Source organism: Mesorhizobium sp. M0001 (genome assembly GCF_040324255.1).
Classification (GTDB): domain Bacteria; phylum Pseudomonadota; class Alphaproteobacteria; order Rhizobiales; family Rhizobiaceae; genus Mesorhizobium.
The window spans coordinates 325,049-344,754 of the sequence record NZ_JAMYVS010000006.1 but is presented as its reverse complement, the minus strand read 5'-3'; the positions used below and the strand labels follow the sequence as shown (position 1 = coordinate 344,754).

17 protein-coding genes, 1 tRNA gene and 1 pseudogene are annotated in these 19,706 nt (G+C 62.7%); 9 read left to right on the top strand and 10 right to left on the bottom strand.

From position 1 onward, the window contains the following. Nucleotides 1-2: 2 nt before the first annotated feature. The 3 genes from NKK50_RS19740 to NKK50_RS19730 are packed head-to-tail and all read right to left on the bottom strand — an operon-like array spanning nt 3 to nt 3,812. On the bottom strand, nt 3-1,598 hold the full coding sequence (locus tag NKK50_RS19740; RefSeq protein WP_352543782.1) for a sensor histidine kinase: 1,596 nt from the start codon (nt 1,596-1,598) through the stop codon (nt 3-5). Next, nucleotides 1,586-2,281 carry a response regulator transcription factor gene (locus NKK50_RS19735; protein WP_023746474.1) on the bottom strand — a complete coding sequence of 232 codons (696 nt, stop codon included), beginning with the start codon at nt 2,279-2,281 and terminating at the stop codon, nt 1,586-1,588. Before NKK50_RS19735 ends, NKK50_RS19740 begins: the two co-directional genes overlap by 13 nt. A 4-nt stretch (nt 2,282-2,285) precedes the next feature. Next, entirely contained in the window at nt 2,286-3,812 is a 1,527-nt protein-coding gene (locus tag NKK50_RS19730) for a DUF4153 domain-containing protein (protein ID WP_352543781.1), read from the bottom strand. Nucleotides 3,813-4,462: 650 nt separating this feature from the next. Between NKK50_RS19730 and NKK50_RS19725 the strand changes: the two genes are divergently transcribed. Together NKK50_RS19725 and NKK50_RS19720 are read left to right on the top strand one after the other, a co-directional pair. Next, nucleotides 4,463-5,359, top strand: a complete 897-nt coding sequence (locus tag NKK50_RS19725) for an HpcH/HpaI aldolase/citrate lyase family protein (protein WP_352543780.1) — start codon at nt 4,463-4,465, stop codon at nt 5,357-5,359. Between the two features lie 39 nt (nt 5,360-5,398). After that, on the top strand, nt 5,399-5,605 hold the full coding sequence (locus NKK50_RS19720) for a DUF1737 domain-containing protein (RefSeq protein ID WP_023673921.1): 207 nt from the start codon (nt 5,399-5,401) through the stop codon (nt 5,603-5,605). Between the two features lie 30 nt (nt 5,606-5,635). Here the strand turns inward: NKK50_RS19720 and NKK50_RS19715 are convergent, their stop codons facing one another. The 3 genes from NKK50_RS19715 to NKK50_RS19705 all read right to left on the bottom strand — a co-directional run bounded on the left by NKK50_RS19715 (nt 5,636) and on the right by NKK50_RS19705 (nt 6,735). After that, nucleotides 5,636-5,917: a helix-turn-helix domain-containing protein gene (locus NKK50_RS19715; protein ID WP_023673920.1), complete on the bottom strand. Its 282-nt coding sequence runs from the start codon at nt 5,915-5,917 to the stop codon at nt 5,636-5,638. A gap of 9 nt (nt 5,918-5,926) precedes the next feature. Then, nucleotides 5,927-6,247 (bottom strand): type II toxin-antitoxin system RelE/ParE family toxin, encoded by a 321-nt coding sequence (locus NKK50_RS19710; RefSeq protein WP_023673919.1) that lies wholly within the window; start codon nt 6,245-6,247, stop codon nt 5,927-5,929. A 65-nt stretch (nt 6,248-6,312) separates the two neighbouring features. Then, complete coding sequence (locus NKK50_RS19705; RefSeq protein WP_023673918.1) at nt 6,313-6,735, bottom strand: metallopeptidase family protein; 423 nt, start codon at nt 6,733-6,735, stop codon at nt 6,313-6,315. 227 nt (nt 6,736-6,962) lie between these two features. Here NKK50_RS19705 and NKK50_RS19700 point away from each other — a divergent pair, with 227 nt between their 5' ends. From NKK50_RS19700 to NKK50_RS19690, 3 genes are read left to right on the top strand one after another with little or no spacing between them, the layout of a single operon-like run. Then, nucleotides 6,963-8,015, top strand: coding sequence for an ImuA family protein (locus NKK50_RS19700; protein WP_023745942.1), 1,053 nt, complete (start codon nt 6,963-6,965; stop codon nt 8,013-8,015). Then, the gene (locus NKK50_RS19695; RefSeq protein ID WP_023745941.1) at nt 7,957-9,435 is read left to right on the top strand and encodes a DUF6504 family protein; all 1,479 of its coding nucleotides are present in this window, start codon (nt 7,957-7,959) and stop codon (nt 9,433-9,435) included. Before NKK50_RS19700 ends, NKK50_RS19695 begins: the two co-directional genes overlap by 59 nt. Then, a complete protein-coding gene (locus NKK50_RS19690) occupies nt 9,432-12,704 on the top strand; it encodes an error-prone DNA polymerase (protein ID WP_023745940.1) in 3,273 nt (1,090 codons plus the stop codon). The genes NKK50_RS19695 and NKK50_RS19690 overlap by 4 nt, the downstream gene beginning before the upstream one ends. Before the next feature lie 119 nt (nt 12,705-12,823). On the opposite strand, the gene NKK50_RS19685 is transcribed toward NKK50_RS19690, so the two are convergent. The 4 genes from NKK50_RS19685 to NKK50_RS19670 all read right to left on the bottom strand — a co-directional run bounded on the left by NKK50_RS19685 (nt 12,824) and on the right by NKK50_RS19670 (nt 15,464). Then, a complete protein-coding gene (locus NKK50_RS19685; RefSeq protein WP_023672122.1) occupies nt 12,824-13,066 on the bottom strand; it encodes a Trm112 family protein in 243 nt (80 codons plus the stop codon). Nucleotides 13,067-13,096: 30 nt separating this feature from the next. Beyond that, nucleotides 13,097-13,768, bottom strand: coding sequence for an LON peptidase substrate-binding domain-containing protein (locus tag NKK50_RS19680; protein ID WP_023745939.1), 672 nt, complete (start codon nt 13,766-13,768; stop codon nt 13,097-13,099). Between the two features lie 110 nt (nt 13,769-13,878). Beyond that, nucleotides 13,879-14,886, bottom strand: a complete 1,008-nt coding sequence (gene trxA, locus NKK50_RS19675) for a thioredoxin (protein ID WP_023745938.1) — start codon at nt 14,884-14,886, stop codon at nt 13,879-13,881. Nucleotides 14,887-14,966: 80 nt separating this feature from the next. Next, nucleotides 14,967-15,464 (bottom strand): prolyl-tRNA synthetase associated domain-containing protein, encoded by a 498-nt coding sequence (locus NKK50_RS19670; RefSeq protein WP_023710270.1) that lies wholly within the window; start codon nt 15,462-15,464, stop codon nt 14,967-14,969. A gap of 218 nt (nt 15,465-15,682) precedes the next feature. Between NKK50_RS19670 and NKK50_RS19665 the strand changes: the two genes are divergently transcribed. The 4 genes and pseudogenes from NKK50_RS19665 to NKK50_RS19650 all read left to right on the top strand — a co-directional run bounded on the left by NKK50_RS19665 (nt 15,683) and on the right by NKK50_RS19650 (nt 19,624). Further along, a tRNA-Gly gene (locus NKK50_RS19665) sits at nt 15,683-15,757 on the top strand. A gap of 280 nt (nt 15,758-16,037) precedes the next feature. Further along, a complete protein-coding gene (locus NKK50_RS19660; protein WP_023834523.1) occupies nt 16,038-17,759 on the top strand; it encodes an ATP-dependent nuclease in 1,722 nt (573 codons plus the stop codon). A 290-nt stretch (nt 17,760-18,049) separates the two neighbouring features. Beyond that, on the top strand, nt 18,050-18,571 hold the full coding sequence (locus tag NKK50_RS19655) for a helix-turn-helix domain-containing protein (protein WP_023745936.1): 522 nt from the start codon (nt 18,050-18,052) through the stop codon (nt 18,569-18,571). Nucleotides 18,572-18,767: 196 nt separating this feature from the next. Continuing rightward, nucleotides 18,768-19,624: pseudogene (locus NKK50_RS19650) on the top strand (ATP-dependent DNA ligase). Nucleotides 19,625-19,706: the final 82 nt, after the last annotated feature.

Genomic DNA, 19,706 nt, shown 5'->3' with positions numbered 1-19,706 from the left:
CCTCACGCGGCTGGCAAGGAAATCTCGAAGCGCGTGCCGCGCCCGGAGTCAACCAGCGCGATCGTGCCATCATGCGCTTTCAGGAGGGCCAGCACGATGCCGAGGCCCATGCCGGTGCCGCCGGACTCGCGCCGCGTGGTGAAAAACGGCTCGAAAATGCGCGCCCTGTTGCTCGGCGAAATGCCGGCGCCATCATCGCTGACCGCAATCGTCACTTTGCCGTCGGCGCTGGCAGCCGCCAGCAAAACCTGGGTCGCACCGTGCCTGGCGGAATTGTCGATCAGGTTGGCAAGCACGATCGCCGCATTCTCGGCCGAGATGCGCAGACCGGTTTCGCCGCCCGTCTCGATGGTCACAGCCAGCCTGCCGTCCACCGGCAGCAATGCCAGCGCCGCATCGAGCGATGTGCTTTCGCCGCTCGGCGCCAGGTTTTCCGCGCGCGCCAGATCGAGCAGGCGCCGTACCAGCAGATTGAGCCTTCCGGCATCGTTGACGATGTTGCCGGAAAACCGCTTGCGCTCTGCCGCGTCCATCGCCTCGCCGGAATCGCGCAAGAGTTCGGCCGCGCCCTGGATCGCCGTCAGCGGCGATTTGAGCTCGTGCGAGACATGGGTGGCAAAGGTCTGGATCGAGTCGGAGCGCGCCTGCAGCTTTTCCGCCATGTCGAGGAAGGCGGCGGACAGCTCGGCCATTTCGCGCGTGCCGTGATGGTCGAGCGGCCGGATCGCGTCGCGGTCGCCGGCGGCGATGCGCCTCGTGCGCTCCATCAGCGCGTAGATCGGCCGGCTGACGGTGCGCAGGAACACCAGCGCGATCAGCAGCGTGCCGAACAGCATGGCGATGGCCGCCAGCGTCACCTTGCCGCGTTCGCCATAGAGATGCTTGACGATGTTGTTCGGCGTTCGAGACAGGTAGATCACGCCGGCGACATGGCCGTCGACCGCGATCGGCATGGCGACAAAGACGCGAACTTTCGTGCCGCGGCTGACCGAATAGAGGGGCGGTGGCGGCTGGTCGGGAATTCTTTGTCTCAACACGCTGGCGTAGTGGCCGGCAAGGGCGGTGCGCACCTCTTCGACATTGGCCAGCGATAGTCCGACCTCGTCGCGCCCTGCAATGACAACGCCGCGCGGATCGAGCAGCCGGAAGCCGGCCAGCGTGGTTTTTTGCGTCGTGTCGAGAATGCCGGACAGGCTGGCGCCGATCGCCGCGAAGGCTGGATCGATGGCCGCGGCGATGCCGGCGGGTCGGGTCGGCAGCAGGTAGTCGGAAGCGAGATCGAGGCTCGGCTCGATCGGCTGGTAAGGCGAATCCTCGCCGCGGCTGGCATCGCCGCTCTCCGCTTTCATCGGCGCGCCAAGCCTGTCCGGGGCAATGCCGGCGTCACTGATATCCTGCGCATAGATCGCGGCGATGACGGCGCCTTGCGCGATCAGCTCGCCCTCGGTCTGGCGGATCAGCTGGTTTTCGTAAAGCCGGAAGAAGAACAGTCCGACCAGCGGCAGCGCCAGCACCATGATGAGGATGGCGAGAACCACCGTGGCCAGCCTTGGCCGCCATTTGGTGCCGATCCATTTGGCGTCGCTCAGGCGCCGCATCGGCCGAGCCGGAAACCGACACCATGCACGGTTTCGATGGCGTCGAGGCAGCCCGCTGCCGCCAGCTTGGCGCGGATGTTGCGGATATGGCTGTCGACGGTGCGGTCGGCGACATGGATGTTGGCGGCATAGGCGCTGGCCACCACCAGATCGCGCCCCAGCACATGCGCCGGCCGCGCCAGAAATCCTTTCAGGATCGAGAATTCGATCGCCGTCAGCGCCAGCGCCTTGCCGTCGAAACTGGCGCCGTGGCTGGCCGGCACCAGGCTGAGCTTGCCATGCGCGAAGTTTTTGTCGTCGGCCGGGTCGGGCGCCACCGGGCGGGCGCGGCGCAGGATAACGTTGACGCGCGCCACCAACTCGCGCGGGCTGAACGGTTTCGTCACATAGTCGTCGCCGCCCATTTCGAGCCCGAGGATGCGGTCGATTTCTTCGTCGCGCGCGGACAGGAACAGAACCGGCACGTCGGAGCGTTGCCTCAGCCGCCGGCAGACTTCCAGCCCGTCCATCTCCGGCATGCCGATGTCGAGCACGACGAGATCGGGCACGCGGCGCTCGATCGCCTGCAGGGCCGCGGCGCCGTCGGACACGGCCTGCGTCTTCATCCCGGCCTTTTCCAGCGCAAAGCAGATGATCTCGCGTATGTGCGGATCGTCGTCGGCGACCAGGATCTGATGCGGCATGGATCTAACGGTCCGGCACTGAAGGTTGCGAGGGCTGGGTAGGTGGAGGAAGCACGAGCGGACCTCTCTTGTCGAGAACCTGCACGAGCCTCCAGCCGCGAAAGCTCCAGGCGCGCCACTGCTTCTGCTCGGCGATAGTGTCGTCGATCATCATTTGGTCGGCCAGATAGGTGGTTTGGTTTCCGAATTGGTGCATGTAGAGGCGGTCCAGCGCCGGCATGGCGGCAGCGCCGAGCGAGCGCAGATATTCGGTATCGATAGGCGTGCCGTCGCCGGTCATTTCAAGGGAATGGTCGACATTGAAATTGGCGATCGTTGCGGCGAAGTTGATGAAGCAGCAGGCATAAAGCGTCGCCGATAGCGTCGCAAGATTGGCGGAGAGCAGCCATTCGTTGGATTTTCCAAGCGCGATGCGGGCAATGATCAGTGCAAGCCCTGACGCCACCAACCCCATCCAGACGAAGGCGGCGATGCGCCAGTAGGTCAGTGCATAGACGCCGATATAGAGATCGAGCCTGAGAATCGACGAGATGACCAGCACGATGTTCTGCGCCACCCAGGCATAGACCAGCCGGCGGATCAGCGGATCGCCTGAGGTTTCGCTGCCCGGCCGCAGCGCCGCCAGCACGAAGCCGGCGGCCAGCAGCGCGGTGGCGATCAGTGGATAGGCGCCGCGATGCGCATAGGCGGCATAGCTCAACCCGTCCGGCAGGGCGACCCCACCCCAGAGATAGGCTGCGTCGAGCCCGGTCTGCAGCGCAAACAAGGCGTTGAAGACGATCAGCGCGCGCAGGATCGCGGCCTTGCCGAAGACGACGGCCTCGATCGTTGTCGCTGGTTTAGTCGCGGCCGGTGCGGCCACGGCTGCAGGCGGCGTCAAAGGTGGAAGGCGGCGCGGGAAACGCGGCAGGCGAGGCCGCAGGAAAGCCCAGACGCCGGCGATCACGAACAGCCAGAAGACGATCCGCGCCAGTTGGATGAGGTCGAGCAGCTTCATCAGGTCGATCAGCGACAGCCAGTATTCGATGACCGGATTGGCGGCGCCGAACAAGAACAGGAACACCGCGCCCAGCGTCACCGGCATGACCCAGACGATGATGGACGCCAGGCGGATGCGGCGGCCGCCAAGCCGGCGCACCGTGCGGCGCCATTGGAAAAAGTCACGGATAAGGCGCAGCGGCGCCGCCAGCAGGAACAGCGCGACCTGGCCGGCAATGCGGGCGATGCCGTGCCGCAGCCGCCCGGACAGGGACAGCGCAAACACCACCAGCGCCACGACAGCTATCGCCACCGACAGCGGGCTGACGTTCTCGGCCAGCGGCAGCAGCGCGACGAACAAAGCGGCCGGCTTGAGCCAGGGTCGGGTGGAATTCAGTGCGGCAGGATGCACAGCGACCACCGCGCCGGCGATCAGGATGGCAAACAGCAGCACCGTGATCCCGGCGGGCTGGCCGTAAAAGAAAAAATCCGCCAGCGCCACGAGCAGGACGGCGATGCCGAAGCGGCTGGAAAAGCTTGCAAACGATGTCATGCGCGGATTTTCCTGATGGGCTGGGTCCGCTCGGCCGATGGGCGGATAAAAGGGAGCAGGCTCGCTTCCAGGTAAGGGCTGGCCTGCGTCCGGGGCGGATCGACCAACCACCAGCTTTCGCTGCGCAGGCGATAGGGCAAGGACCAACGGTGAGCGTTTCGCTTTTGCATGCCGCTGTTGTTGCGGGCTCGCATGGAAACGGCGGGGCGGAGCGGAGGAGGTTTTCCGCAGGGATGTGCAGTTTTCGTGCAGGACCTGCGCTTACGGCCGGGGCGCTGCCCGCCATCTTTCCGGACGTTGGCGCTGTCCCAGCCAGGCTCCTTTCCTCTCCCTCCGGAGGGGGGAGAGGTGGCTCGGCGAAGCCGAGACGGAGTGGGGGAACCACCTGGCAATCGCCGCGAACGGACACAGGAAGGGCATTCGGTGCAAACATCGCCTCGCCTTGCGCCCCAAGGGTCGACATCCACTCCGTCGATCCCCGCTCCGTCGAGCTTCGCTCGACACCTTTCCCCGATCGACGGGGAGAGGAAAGGCCCCCCTTCCGCAACTGCTGCGGGACGGGCGGGGCAGCGCAAGCTTTCGCGGTTGGCTCGTCATCAGGTACCGGTCGGACGCTTGCCTCCCCCGCCCACACGCGGCATAGATCGGCCATGACAAGCGAACCTTACCGCCCGCGCCGCTCGGTGCTTTACGCCCCCGCCTCCAACGACAAGGCGCTGGCCAAAATCGCGACGCTGGCCTGCGATGCCGTGATCATCGACCTCGAGGACGCCGTTGCGCCCGCCGACAAGGTCGCCGCGCGGGACAAATTGGCCGACATTTTCGCCAGCCGACCAGTTGCCAATCAGCATGGGCGCCGCTGCGAAATGATCGTGCGCGTCAACGCGCTGTCCAGCGAATGGGGCACTGAAGACCTGCTCGCCGCGGCAAAATTCGAGCCCGACGGCATCCTGTTGTCCAAGGTCGCCACGCCGCGTGACATCCTCGAAGTCGGCGACGTGCTCGACGATAATTTTGCCCCCGACAGCGTCAAGCTCTGGGCGATGATCGAGACGCCGAAAGCCATGCTCAATATCGGCGCCATTGCCGAACTCGGCCGCGATCGCGCTTCGCGGCTAAATTGTTTCGTTGCCGGAACGAACGATCTGGTCAAGGAAACCGGCATTCTGGCGACGCCTGATCGGCGCTACCTCGTGCCTTGGCTGATGCAGATGGTGCTGGCGGCGCGAGCCGGCGGCATCGACATACTCGACGGCGTCTCCAACGATTTTCGCGACCTCGACGCGTTTGCGCGCGAATGCACGGAAGCCGCCGCCATGGGGTTCGACGGCAAGACGCTGATCCACCCCGCCCAGATCGAAACCGCCAACCGCGCCTTTGCGCCCGCGCCCGAAGCCTTGGCCGAGGCGCACGCGGTGAAAGAGGCTTTCGCCTTGCCCGAAAATGCCGGCAAGGGCGTGATTGCGCTGGATGGCAGGATGGTCGAACGGCTGCACCTGGTGCAAGCCGAAAAACTGCTGGCGAAGGCCGCCGCCATCGGCGCATGATCCGCCCCGAAAAGACGAACTCACGACAGGATCTGACCCATGAGACTTTACCGCTTTTTGTCCGCCCCCGACGATTCAACCTTCTGCCACAAGGTGACCGCGGCGCTGAACAAGGGCTGGCACCTGTACGGCTCACCGACCTACGCCTATGACAAGAAGACCAAATCGATGCGCTGCGGCCAGGCGGTGGTGAAGGATATCGACGGCCAGGAATACGGGCCGGATACGAAGCTGAGTGATTGGTAGGCGAGCTTTGCCAGCCTGTCTAAGACAGCGCTAGGCTGCCTCGGCAATATCAAGACGCACTGTAAGTCCGGCCTGTGTGGCCAGATTGATCAAGGTGTCCAGACTAAAATTCGCGATCCTGCCCCGCAGAAGATCGCTAAGGCGTGGCTGGGTAATCCCGAGCCGGTTGGCTGCTTCGGCTTGGGTAACGTCCCAACTCCGCACCCGCTGTTCGATCGCGATCAGCAAATTGGAGCGCATAGTCATGTTGGCGGACTGAGCCGGGGTGTCTTCCAGCGCATCCCAGACATTTTCAAAGCTTTGACGTTCCATGAGCATGTCTCACTGAATTTGCCTGAACCGCGATGCGGCAAGAGCCAAGTCTCGTTTCGCCGTCTGTTGCGTCTTCTTCTGGAAGGCGTGCAAGACAAAGACGGCGTCACCTATGCTGGCGACGTAAAGCACCCGGAACGCGCCAGCATCGTCTCGGACACGGATTTCCCGTACGCCTAGGCCTATCGTCGTCATCGGCTTCCAATCGCTTGGCTCAAATCCGAGTTGAACCTTGTGCAGTTGAACGCCCGTTTCCTTGCGCACCGCCTCTGGAAAAGCCCGGAGCTTGGCAAGAGAATCTCCAAGAAACTCCAGTCGCTTGGTCGGCATACAGACTTTATATCAAAACTTGTATAATTTCACAAGCAGGCTCGCCACCTGAATATCGCACAGCCTTACTCCGCCGCCTCTTCAAGCTTTTCCATATCGTCGTCCGACAGGCCGAAATGGTGGCCGATCTCGTGGATCAGCACGTGGGTGACGATGTCGCCCAGCGTCTCTTCGTTTTCGGCCCAATAGTCGAGGATGGCGCGGCGGTAGAGGGTGATGCGGTTCGGGCCTTCGCCGGTCTGCGGGTTCCAGCGCTCGGCGATGCCGCGGCCCTCGAACAGGCCAAGCAGATCAAACGGTGTCTCCAGCGACAGATCGTCCATGATCTCGTCGGTCGGGAATTCGGCGATCATGATGACGATCTCGCCGGTCAGCTTGCGAAAATCGTCGGGCAGATGTGCGTACGCCTCCAGCGCCAGAAACTCGATCTCCTCGATCGAAGGCGAGAGTTCATCGTGCCAGGTGCGGGTCTTGTAGATGCGGGCCATGCTTTGTCCTTTGATCCGGCATATAGGCTTTCCCTCCGGACTCGGCAAATGGACCGGGTACCTGGCCAATGACTGTTTCTTTGCGCCGAATGGCTGCGACCAAAGTCCAAGGTTGGCCTCGTCACCTTTGATCAAGGAATAAATTCCTTCTGACTCCGCTTGACTCTTCCGGCACCCTCTGGAATCTATAGGAACATAACAGGAACAGTTGTGAGAGAAATTGACCGTTGGCGACATCAGCCGTGGCGCGGGAGACTGTTTTTGCCCTGCGCCGCCAGATCGCGAAGATCGAGGGAACGCTGCCCGAGCGCCTGGCCGCGCCGGCTGGCGAGGGGCTGCGCGCGGGTCCTGGCGGCGGTCTCGACGCCGCGCCTGAACCCGATGCCGATGTCACCATCATCCGGCGCGGGCTTGCCGTGGCTTCGCCGGATGCTTTCCTGGCCACCGGCGTCGAGCGCCTCGATGCGGCGCTGAGCGGCGGCCTTCCGAAAGCCGCCTTGAGCGAAATCCATGGCCTTGAGACCCGCAATGCCGGGGCCGTCGCCGGCTTTGTGCTGTCGCTGGTCAGCCTGATCCTCAAGGGCCAGCCCTTGCCCGTGCTGTGGATCGGCACGTCGGAGATTTTTCGCGAGGCCGGCTTTCCCTATGCCAGGGGAGTGCAGGGCATGTTCGGTATCGCACCGGAGCAGTTGCTGTTTTCCGAGGCGCCGAAACTCACCGATGCGCTGTGGGTAGCCGAGGAGGCCGCGAAGATGACGGCGCTCGCCGCAATCATCCTCGAAATCCGTGGCAGCCCGCAGCGGCTCGACCTCACCGCGACGCGCCGGCTGCACGCGCGCGCCCAAAACGCCGGCCGGCCGGTGTTCCTGCTGCGCCAGGCCGGCGAAGCCGAGCCGACCGCCGCCCCGGTGCGCCTCATCGTGTCGGCTGCACCAGCGGCGAGCCGCCGGACGATCGCCGGGTCGCTCGCCGGCTCGATCGGCCGGCCTGCCTTCACCGTCAGCATCGGCAAGAGCCGCACCGCTCTGCCTGGACAATTCACACTGGAGTGGAACCCCGATGAACACGCATTCGAAGAAAGAAAGCCCCGCGAAAAACGGGCAGAGAATTCTGTCGCTGTGGTTCCCGCATCTGGCGGCAGAACGGATCCTGCGCCAGCGCCTGGGACGGTCGTGGCGTTCCCGGCCTTCGGATCATCTGCCGCCATCTCACCCACCGCTCGTGATCAGCCATCGCGACCGCAACGCCCAGCGCATATCGGCCCTCGACGAGCGGGCTGAGGCGCTGCATCTGAAGCCTGGCATGGGCATTGCCGATGCGCGCGCCATGCATCCCTCGATCGACATCGTCGAGGCCGATCCGGACGCCGATCGCCGGCTGCTCGAAGGCCTCGCCGACTGGTGCGATCGCTATACGCCGCTGGTGGCGCTCGACGGTACTGATGGCCTTTATCTCGACGTCACCGGCTGCACGCATCTGTTCGGCGGCGAGCGCGCCATGCTGGACGACATCCTTGCGCGGTTTTTCCAGCAGGGTTTCGATGTCCGCGCCGGGTTGGCCGCGACGCCGGGTGCAGCCTGGGCGGCGGCGCGCTTCTGCGGCAACCGCATCGTTGTCTCCGGCGAGGAGGAAGCGCTGCTCGCCCCCTTGCCGCTGGCGGCACTGCGCATCGAGGCCGATATCCGCGCCAGCTTGGAAAGCGTCGGCCTGCGGACCGCCGGCGCGGTCATGGCAGCGCCGCGCGCGCCGCTCGCCCGTCGCTTCGGCGCGACCTTGCTGTTGCGGCTCGACCAGGCGCTCGGCCGCCTCGACGAGGCGGTATCGCCGCGCCTGCCCGTGGCCCCGCTTTCGGTCGAACGCCACCTGGCCGAGCCGGTCGTGCTGACCGCCGAGATCGAACGGCTGGTGCTCTTGCTGGCGGTGACGCTGAAGGCCGATCTCGAACGCCGCGGCGAGGGCGCAAGGATGCTGGCGCTGCTTTTGTTTCGCGTCGACGGCGCCGTCAGCCGCATCGCTGTCGGTACCTCGCGACCGTTGCGCGAACCCAAGCTTATCCAGCGCCTGTTCCATGAGCGGCTGGCCGCGCTCGAACAGGACATCGATGCCGGCTACGGCTTCGACCTGGTGCGGCTTTCGGTGCTGGCGGCCGCCGGCTTCGACATGCAGCAGGCCGATTTGACCGGCGAGACCGAGGATGACGGCGCCGACATGGCACTCTTTGCCGACCGCATCCGCGCCAGGCTCGGCGACAGTGCGGTGCTGAAACCGGTCGCCCTCGAGAGCCATCTGCCGGAGCGCGCCATCGCCACCATCCCGTTCTCGGAAGCGCCACAACGCAAACCACCGCTCAGGAAGCCGGGCTCGAAAGACGCGCCGCGCGCAACCATCTTCCCGCCGGAACGGCCGATCCGGCTGTTCCGTTCGCCCGAGCCGATCGAGGTGCCGGCCACCGAAATGCCTGAGGGTCCGCCGATGAATTTCCGCTGGCGCCGCGCGCTCTACCGGGTCGCGCGCGCCGAGGGGCCGGAACGCATCGCGCCGGAATGGTGGCGTGAAACGTCAAGCGATCCGCTCACATCGACGCGTGACTATTTCCGGATCGAGGATGCCGACGGCCGCCGCTACTGGCTCTACCGGCAAGGCCTCTATGGCAACCCGCAGGTGCCGCCGCGCTGGTTCATGCATGGAGTCTTCGCATGAACGCGCTGACCGTCATCCCCTATGCGGAATTCGGCATCCAGTCGAACTTCTCCTTCCTGCGCGGCGCCTCCAAGCCGGAGGAGCTGGTGGTGGCGGCCAAATTCCTCGGCTTTTCCTCGATCGGACTGGCAGACCGCAACACGGTGGCCGGCGTCGTGCGCGCCTGGCAGCAGGCCAAGGTCGAGAAGCTCGCCTATCACCCCGGTTGCCGCCTGGTGTTCGGCGACGGCACGCCGGACATTCTCGCCTATCCGCAGAACCGCAAGGGCTGGGGCCATCTCTGCCGCATGCTGACGCAAGCCAATTTGCGCGATGAAAACGAGAAGGGCGCGACCCTTCTCCAGCGCAGCGACCTGCTCGAATGGGGCGACCTGCTGTCGCTGGCGGTGCTGCCGGATCTCTCGGCGAATGCCGACGATCCCCTGGCATTGGTCCGTCAACTGAAAGACCGTTTCGGCGCTAATTTGCGGCTAGGCATGGCGCCGGATTATCGCGGCAATGACCGTTTCCGCATCGAGCAGGCGGCGGGCATGGCGGACATCGCCGGCGTGCCGCTGATGGCGACCAACGACGTGCTTTATCACAGCGCCGAGCGCCGCTCGCTGCAAGATGTGCTCACCGCCATCCGCCTCAATTTGCCGGTCGCCGAGGTCGGGCTGGAATTGACGGCCAACGCCGAGCGCCATCTGAAGCCGCCGCTGGAAATGGCCCGTCTCTTCCGCCGCCATCCACGGGCGCTGGCCGAGACGCTGCGCTTTGCCGGCGAACTGACCTTCTCGCTCAGCGACCTCCAGTACAATTATCCCGACGAGCCGACGCAATCAGGGCTTGGGCCGCAGGCCGAGCTAGAGCGTCTGGCCAGGGAGGGGGCCGCCACGCGCTATCCGGCGGGCGTCCCCGCTTCCGTCTTGCAGCGCATCAGTGAGGAGCTCGCTCTGATCGAGCGTCTGAATTATGCGCGCTATTTCCTGACCGTTTACGACATCGTCCAGTTCGCCCGCAATGAGGGCATTCTGTGCCAGGGCAGAGGCTCGGCCGCCAACTCGATCGTCTGCTACTGCATCGGCATCACCGAGGTCGGCCCCGAGCGCATCGACACGTTGTTCGAGCGCTTCATTTCCGAGGAGCGCAACGAGCCGCCCGACATCGACGTCGATTTCGAGCATGAGCGGCGTGAGGAGGTGATCCAGTACATCTACTCCAAATACAGCGCCAAGCGCACCGCGCTGGCTGCCGCCGTCATCAGCTATCGCGGCCGCTCGGCGCTGCGCGAGGTGGCCAAGGCCATGGGCCTGTCGGACGATGTCCGCAGTGCGCTCTCCAGTTCGATCTGGGGCTGGTCGACCTCGGAGCTCGGCGAGAAGGAGGCGCATGCCGGCGGCCTCGACCGCAACGAGACCTCGACCCGTCGCGTGATCGCCCACGCCAACGAGATCATGGGCTTTCCCCGGCACCTGTCGCAGCATGTCGGCGGCTTCGTCATTACCCGCGACCGGCTCGACGAGATCGTCCCCATCGTCAAGACGGCGATGGAGGCGCGCAAGATGGTCGAGTGGGATAAGGACGATCTCGACGCGGTGAAGATCCTGAAGGTGGATATTCTGGCGCTCGGCATGCTGACCTGCCTCAAACGCGCCTTCACCTTGCTCACCGACTATTATCCGAAGGCCCGGGATGATTACGGCCGACCCTATGTGCTGGCCACCCTGCCGCCGGAAGAGAACGACGTGTACGACATGATCTGCCGCGCCGACACGCTCGGCGTCTTCCAGATCGAATCGCGCGCGCAGATGTCTATGCTGCCGCGTCTACGCCCGCGCGAATTCTACGACCTGGTCATCGAGGTGGCGATCGTGCGGCCCGGTCCGATCCAGGGTGATATGGTGCATCCCTATCTGCGCCGCCGGCAGAAAAAGGAAATGCCTGAGTACCCCAAGCCGGAACTGGAAGAAATCCTGGGCAAGACGCTGGGCGTGCCGTTGTTCCAGGAACAGGCGATGAAGATCGCCATCGTCGCCGGCGGCTTCAGGCCGGGCGAGGCGGACGAACTACGCCGCGCCATGGCCACCTTCAAGCGCACCGGCACCATCGGCAATTACCGCCAGCGCATGATCGACGGCATGGTCGGCAAGGGATACACCAAGGACTTCGCCGAGCGCTGCTTCAAGCAGATCGAAGGCTTCGGCGAATACGGCTTTCCCGAAAGCCACGCCGCCTCCTTCGCTTTGCTCGTCTATGCCTCCTGCTGGTTCAAGACCTTTTATCCCGACGTGTTCTGCGCCGCGATCCTGAATTCGCAGCCGATGGGGTTTTACCAGCCGGCCCAGCTGGTGCGCGACGCGCGCGACCATGGCGTCGATATCCGCGACGTCGACGTCAATTTTTCCGACTGGGACTGCACCCTGGAGAAAGCCCAATTCGATCCGGGCCGCATCCTTGCGCGCCATGCCGAAATGCGCGGTGTCATCAAGACCCGGTGCGCCGTCCGGCTTGGCTTCCGTCAGATCAAGGGCTTGGCCGAGAAGCGTATGGAAGCTTTCACCGCGCGGCGCGGCGCCGGCTATACAAGCGTCAGGGATGTCTGGCTGCGCTCGGGCCTCAATGTCGGCGAAATCGAAAGACTGGCGCAGGCTGACGCCTTCCGCTCGCTCGGCCTCGACCGTCGTGAAGCCTTGTGGGCGGTGCGCGCGCTGGATGGCAAGAGCGCCGCCGAACGGCTGCCGCTGTTCGACCAGCCGGCGATCCGGCTGCGCGAACTCGAGCCCGAGACAAAACTGCCGACAATGCCGCTCGGCGAGCACGTCATCCACGACTACCGCGCGCTCGGCCTGTCGCTGAAGGCGCATCCGGTCGCCTTCCTGCGCGAGCGGCTCGACCGCGCCGGCGTCATTCCCAATGCCAATCTCGGCTCGGTGCGCGACGGCAGGCGGGTCTCGGTCGCCGGCCTGGTGCTGGTGCGGCAGCGGCCCGGCAAGGGCAATGCGATCTTCCTGACGCTGGAAGACGACAAGGCCGTCGCCAACGTCATTTTCTGGGAGCGGACCTTTACCCGTTTCCGGCCCATCGTCATGGGCGCGCGCTTCGTCAAGGTCACCGGCAAGCTGCAGTCGGAATCCGACGTCATCCACATCGTCGCCGAGAAGATCGAGGATTTGACGCCGTGGCTGACGGTGCTGCTGGAAGAGATGACGCCGGCTGCCCGGCCCGACATTGCCACCCTCTCGGACAAAGCTGAAAGGGTCATGCCCAAGGGGCGGAATTTTCAGTAGGCAAGTGCAGGGCGGTCGGGAGCCCATGACATTAATGCCGGCAAGGGCAGAGGGGGGCGCAAGGATCGCCAACAGAATGGCTTCTTAGGCTGAGGTCCGTTTGAACCACCCCTGGCCCTTCAGCCCGGCCCACCCAATCGCGGCGGCGACAGCACGTCTTCCGCCGAAATAGTCCGCGCCTCCGAGGGCAGCATGATCGGGATGCCGTCGCGCACGGGATAAGCGAGCTTGGCAAGCCGCGAGATCAACTCGCCGCGCACCGGGTCCCAGGCCAGCGGCCCCTTGGTCAGCGGGCAGGCCAGCAGCTCCAGCAATTTTGGATCGACATTGACCGACTTGCCGTCACGCCCATCCGCAGCCATTGGATCCCCCTTCAGCCATCGGCTCAGCCCTTATTGCAGGCTGGAACCAAAGTCCTCATTCTCGCGCGCCAGCGCCATTTCGGTGATCGCGATCAGCGTCTCCGCGCGGGCTTTCAGGTCGGGCGCCTCCAGCAGCGCCTGTTTCTCGGCCGGTCCGTAGGGCGACATCATCGACAGCGCATTGACCAGCATGGTATTCTCGGCGCGGCTGACGCTTTCCCAATCGGCTTCGAGATCGTTGGCCTGCAGATAGGCGCGAAACGCTTTCAACAGCGCCGGCCGGTCGATCTCGCTTGCCGCCTGGTCTTCGGTGAGATCGGTGAGGAACGGCGCCAGCTTGCATTGCCGGAACGGCGTCTTCACCGGCAATTCGCTGGTGATGCGGAAACGGCAGACGCCCTGCAGCGAAATCAGATATCGGCCGTCGCCGCTCTCGGCCATCGAGATGATGCGCCCGGCGCAGCCGACATTGCACAGTTCCGGCTCGCCGTCGGCGCGCAACGCGCCATTGAGGCTGGGCTGGACGATGCCGATCAGCCGCGCGCCGGCGATCGCCTCATCCACCATCTGCAGATAGCGCGGCTCGAAAATGTTGAGCGGCATGCGCCCGCCCGGCAGCAGCAGCGCGCCGGCAAGCGGAAACACCGGAATGGTTGCCGGCAGATCCTTGCCGACCCGGTAAAATGCGTTTCCGACCTGCACCTTCACTCCTCCGACCCGCTCGCGCGCGATGTTATCGGCCTAATCTGGCGCGGCGGCCGCCGACCGCAAGGCCCGACAGCCACGCCCCGGCAATTTGGCCGGCAAACGGCTCAGGAAAACAGCAGCGACGACAATTTGCGCCGTGCCGCCAGCGTCGCCTCGTCGGTCATGCCCCAGGCCTCGAACAGTTTCAGCAGCTGCGCCCTGGCGCCGTCCTCGTTCCACGTCCGGTCGGCTTTTATAATCGCCAGAAGATTGTCGGCCGCCGCATGGCGCTCGCCCTTGGCGTTCTGGATCATGGCGAGGTCGAAACGCGCCTGGTGGTCGCCGGGATTGGCGGCCAGTCGCTGCTCGAATTCAGCTGGATTGCCAAGTGCTGCCGCTTCCGCAGCCAGCGTCATCTTGGCACGCAGCGCGGCAAGTGCCGGCGCATTCTTCTTGGCCTCCGGCGCCGTTGCCAGCAGCGCCTCGGCGCCGTCGCTGTCGCCGTCCTCGAACAGAAGCTCGCCCAGCCCGGCAATCGCCTCGATCGTCTCCGGCGCCTGCGCCAGGATGGCGTCGTAAATGTCGGCTGCGGTCTGCGCATCGCCCGCCGCATGCGCTTCCGCCGCCGCGGCCAGTGCTTCGGCGACGGGCGGCGCGCCATTGCCCTTGCCGCCGACCTTGGTGATGAACTCGGCAATCTGGCTCTCGGGGATGGCGCCCATGAAGCCGTCGACAGGCTGGCCGTCCTTGAAGGCGATGACCGCCGGGATCGATTGGATGCCGAGCTGGCCGGCGATCGAGGGATGATCGTCAATGTTCATCTTGACCAGCTTGACCTTGCCGCCGGCGGCCTTGATCGCCTTTTCCAGAAGCGGCGTGAGCTGCTTGCAGGGCCCGCACCACGGCGCCCAGAAATCGACCAGTACCGGCTGTTTGCGCGATTCCTGGATGACGTCGGCGGCGAAAGTGGCGGTCGTGGTGTCCTTGATCAGCTCACCAGCGGCAGGTGCTGCGCCGGGTGTCGGGCCAAGTGCCGACTTGGCCGGCTCGGCGCCGCCATATCGCACGGAAGTGGTGTATTGGCCCGAATTGCCGCCGAATTGGCCGCCAAACGGATTGTTGTTGTCGCTCATCTCGTCGCCCTTCCGGTCGCGCCCAGCGGAGCAGCGCGACGTCCTTAACTAGAGGTCAGTTTTCGCCATCCATGTGGCGATCAAGCCGAGACTTTCAAGATAGCAGCATCATGTCCGGTTGCCTCGACGAATCTGATGAGGTCGGCGGACGCGATCGACGTCGTCGCCTCATTGGTCAGCGGATGCGCGTTGACTGTCGCATGTGCCATCAAATCCTGGTCGAGCACCACCTTGACCCGTCTTTCGGTGTCGTTGATCAGCCCGAACACGGTGACCGCGCCCGGAATGACACCGAGCAGCTCCATCAGCATCTCCGGCTTGCCGAACGACACCCGGCCGGCGGCGCCGATGATCGTGTGGATCTGCTTCAGGTCGACCACCGCCTCCTCGCCGACGCTGACCAGGAAGAAATTGTCCTTCTTGTCCTTGAGAAACAGATTTTTCGTGTGCCCGCCCGGTATCTCGCCGCGCAGCGACTGCGAATCGGCCACCGTATAGAGCGGCGGATGGCGCACGGTCGACACTGATATGCCGAGATCGGCAAGAAAGGCGAAAAGCTCGGCTTCGGTCTTCGGCATTGGTGGTCTTCCCCTGTATCGGCGCGCGGCAAAGCCGTTTACGGCCAATGATGCCGCCGAGACAAGACCGTCATGCGGGAAGTCGATGAACCACCCGCGTGGCCGACAAGGTTCGGCCAGGCGAATTTGGCGCGGCTAAAAAGCCCGTCATTTCCTTGTTGCAATCGCCGCGCTCTTCAGCCATATAGGCCCGGCTTGCGGCCCCGAGGGCCGTGTGAGCGGGTGTAGCTCAGGGGTAGAGCACAACCTTGCCAAGGTTGGGGTCGAGCGTTCGAATCGCTTCACCCGCTCCAGTTTCCTCCGGGAAATCAGGCATCGAAAAGCCGCGGTTCGCCGCGGCTTTTTCGTTTTTAGGGCCGACTGAATCGCGCTTGTGGCAAGCGGCTTGGAATACCAGGGTTACATGCGGGTTACCAGTTTTTCGCGGATCCGGCGCAGTGGGGATTAGTGTGTTGCCGGACGCGCAGTATATTCAATCCAAACGGTCACAACTTTACCATGAATGCTGGGCTGCAGTTGACTGATTGATCGCCACTCGCTCTATCCTTACCGATTGGGGCGGAGGCGCAATAAGTGAGAATCAAATCCATCGACATCGGCAATTTCAAAGCCATCAGTTCGACGAAGGTCAATCTTGTAGACTTCAATGTCATTGTTGGTGCGAATGGCTCCGGCAAAAGCTCCGTGCTGCAGGCCATGCACTGGATGTTTCAGTCGGGGAGGAACCGTCGGATTGAGGCTCGGTCAAAGTCGTCAGACGGGGTCACGCTTTCCGAAAAAAATGCCACATATATGCCATCCCCCGACTACCGAAATGCTGGTCACTCGTCGGAGTACGGGAATAAGACAGGTACGCCCCAGCTTGATATGGGCGTAGTAGCTATCATGGATGATGGCTCTGAGGTGACGGCAGAGCTTTGGATCAAGTCAGCTCGTAACGCGGGTATCCTGGTCCATATCCCCAGCGGCAATGCGTTCATCAGCAACCTTCGAGACCCTTCTCGGGAATTTAGTGCATACATCCCCGGCTTGGCCGGCATTCCTCTCAGCGAAGAAAAGCGAAGTCGAGCAATCGTTCAACGCTTGGCAGCAGCTGGCGACGCAAATACGGTCTTACGCAACGTCCTCCTCCTCCTAAAAGGCACCGCAATAGACGGCAAGAATGGCCTGATGCTGCTTGAAGAGTATGTATCGCAAGTAATGGGGAAACTCTCGCTCGATGTGACGTTCTTGGACGAAAGGGACTCTACCATCTCGGCTCGCTTTACAACGGCTGACATGCAAGCGTCGGAAAAGAAATGGAGGCCACTTGAACTCGCCGGTGTTGGCTTTCTACAGGTCATCCAGATATTTGCCTATCTGCTTTACTTTCGACCGGCGCTGTTGCTGGTGGATGAGCCTGACGCCCATCTGCATCCCACAGCTCAAGAGCGGCTCGTACCAGTATTGGTGGCAGCTTCTCAGAGGACGGACACACAAGTTGTTCTGACGACCCATAGCCCATCAGTGGTTCGTGCCCTTCCAAGCGATGCGCGGGTCATTTGGATGAAGGAAGGGAAGGTGCAGGATGGCGGCGACACCGAAGGCCGGCGGCTAATGGGCTGGGGTCTATTGGATCGGAAGATCCTTATGCTGACCGAGGATGAAGATGCCGGGATGATAAGGACAATTTTGTCTCAATGGCCCCATCTGGACCGTGCGGTGGCCGTTTGGCCTGTGCGCGGATCAGGAAAAGTGCCGGAAGCAGAGGTCATCAAGGATTTTATTGAGATCACCGCTGGTAGTCTTAAGGTTGTTATACATCGCGATCGTGACTTCTTAATGCCCGGAGAGTTAGCCGCTCTTGGCGGCCCCTATTCCGACAAGGGCCATGTCGTCTGGTTCACCAAGTATTCCGACATGGAGGCGTACTGGACCAATGAATCGGCGATCGCTTCGCACTTCGGCATCTCGGAAGAAACCGCCCGGCAGTTACTTGAAGATGCAGTCGCGGAAGCTGCGGCAAATAACGTTGCGCTAGAAACACGTCGACGCAAGCGCAACGACGCTGCAAACAAGTTTAACAAAAAGGGCAATCTACCGCAATTCGGCGACTCTGAGGTTGAAGTCGAGGCCGCCGAGCACGGAAAACAGTATGTGGTTCTCGGAAAAGATCTGCGAAACGCGATACGAAAGGTGGCGCACAAGGCAGGCCTGAAGACGGGGCAGAGCTACTCATTGATTGTTCCAGCAGTCTTATCAGGCCAAATGGCAGACGACTTGCGTGATTTGCTTGAAAGTGCGCTCAAGAGCTGAACCGCACATATGAACGATGCTTGCTTCAGGCCGCCAAACAAGCGAGACACTATCGCCGTTCGTTCGCTAGCGCTACGACCATGACCACTACGCGCTCGAGATCATCGCTTCGTAATGCCGCCAAGGCTGCGATTGTACGCTGCCGTGCCAGTTCTTCCGGCGCGCTTTTCTCCAGCGAGGTTGTCAACAGATCAGTGGGTGTAGTCGCCAGTACCGAAGGGGTATCCTTTGCAAATCAGTATAATTGAAGTAAGCTATAACTTCAATTTTGTTAACAAGGTTTTTCACAGGTGCCCACGCCCCGTAAAGTCCTCAACGGATTCACGGCCCGAGAGGTAGCGGCGATCTCGGGGCTAAGCCTCCATATGGTCAACTATCTGGCGCGGGAAAACTACCTCACAGCCTCCCATGCGACAGTTGGCCGAAGGGGTGTCGTCCGTTATTATTCGTATCGAGATTTGGTCATTGCGCGTCTACTTAATAACTTTTCTCTGTCGGGGATCGAGATCCGACGCATTAAACCTGCCATTCAGCTTCTGCGCGAAAGTAATATGTGGAGTATGGCCGACCAAAAGTCGCCCCTTTCCTTCGTCTCGACCGACGGGCTAGAGATATTCTACCACAACGCCAACGGAACCCTGACCGAGATTACAAACAAGGGGCAACTGGCATTTGCGTTTGTTCTTGATATTGAAGGGGCATCTCGAAGTGTCAAAAACGAGATCAGCCCTTCCAAACGAAAGCGGTTTGAGCTCGGCCACTACGAACTCGAATATGCAACCGGTCCATCTCCGAGGGCTACCAGGCGATAGCTAACTGACGCTCCGCTTGTTCGTTATCTGGGTTCCGATCGCGCCGTTACCACTTGGATTCTGCCTTGAGCCCATCGACTTCGGCCCCGCTATGCCGAGGCCGACGGTCACACTCGACCGTTTCATTTTCCATCGCGCAAAGGTTTCGAACCATTTCAGCGCAAGCTAATTGAATCACCGGGTTGCGGGTGAGTTCATGCGTTTAAAATTCGTCGAGCCTTTGCTGCCGACCCTTGTCGAGAAGCCTCCCGAAGGCGACGAATGGATTCACGAGGTCGAGTTCGACGGCTACCGCAGCCAGGTCATCATCGATCACGACGTGCGCATCTTCACGCGCAACGGCCACAACTGGACGGCGAAATACAGCGATCTGGCCGGAGCAGCGAAACGGCTCGGGGTTGAGAATGCCATCATCGATGGCGAGATTGTCGTGCTCAACGAAGCCGGCTTGTCGGACTACCAAGCCCTGCGCACGGCCATTACCCGCCGCCAGCACGACCTGTATTTCGTCGCCTTCGATCTGCTTCACCTTAACGGTCACGATCTGCGGGACATGGATCTCGAAGACCGACGCGAAGTTCTTGAAGGCATCATCCTGCCTGATGACCGCATTCAGTTCAGCCAGGCGCTGCCTGGCGATGCCAAAGCCATCTTCCATCTGATCGACGAAGCCGGCATCGAGGGCATGGTTTCGAAGCGCCGCGACAGCAAATACCGCAGCGGCCGGTCGACTGCCTGGCTGAAGGTCAAAAGCTACATGGTGGAAGAATACGATTTGCTCGGTGTCGAGCGGGACCCGGCAAGCCGGCCTTTGCGCTGATGGCCGACCGGGAGACCGGCCAGTATGTCGGCTCAGCGTTCATCAACTCCCGCGGCGCAATCCGGGAGCGGCTGTGGAAGCGCGTGCAGGAGCACGCCGGGCCGGCGCCGAAGGGGATGAAGCGGCCGGCGACGCAGTGGGTTAAGCCCGGGCTTATCGGCCGCGTGAAGCACTTGCGGGGTGAGGAAGATTTGCGACACGCTTCGTTGCAAGATTTCCGGGAGGAAGAATAGTCGCAAAGTCGCTGCTGGCCAGATCATCCTGATTGCAATTTAAGCGCGATTGTACGGAACAGACAGTGCGCGAGGTTGTTGA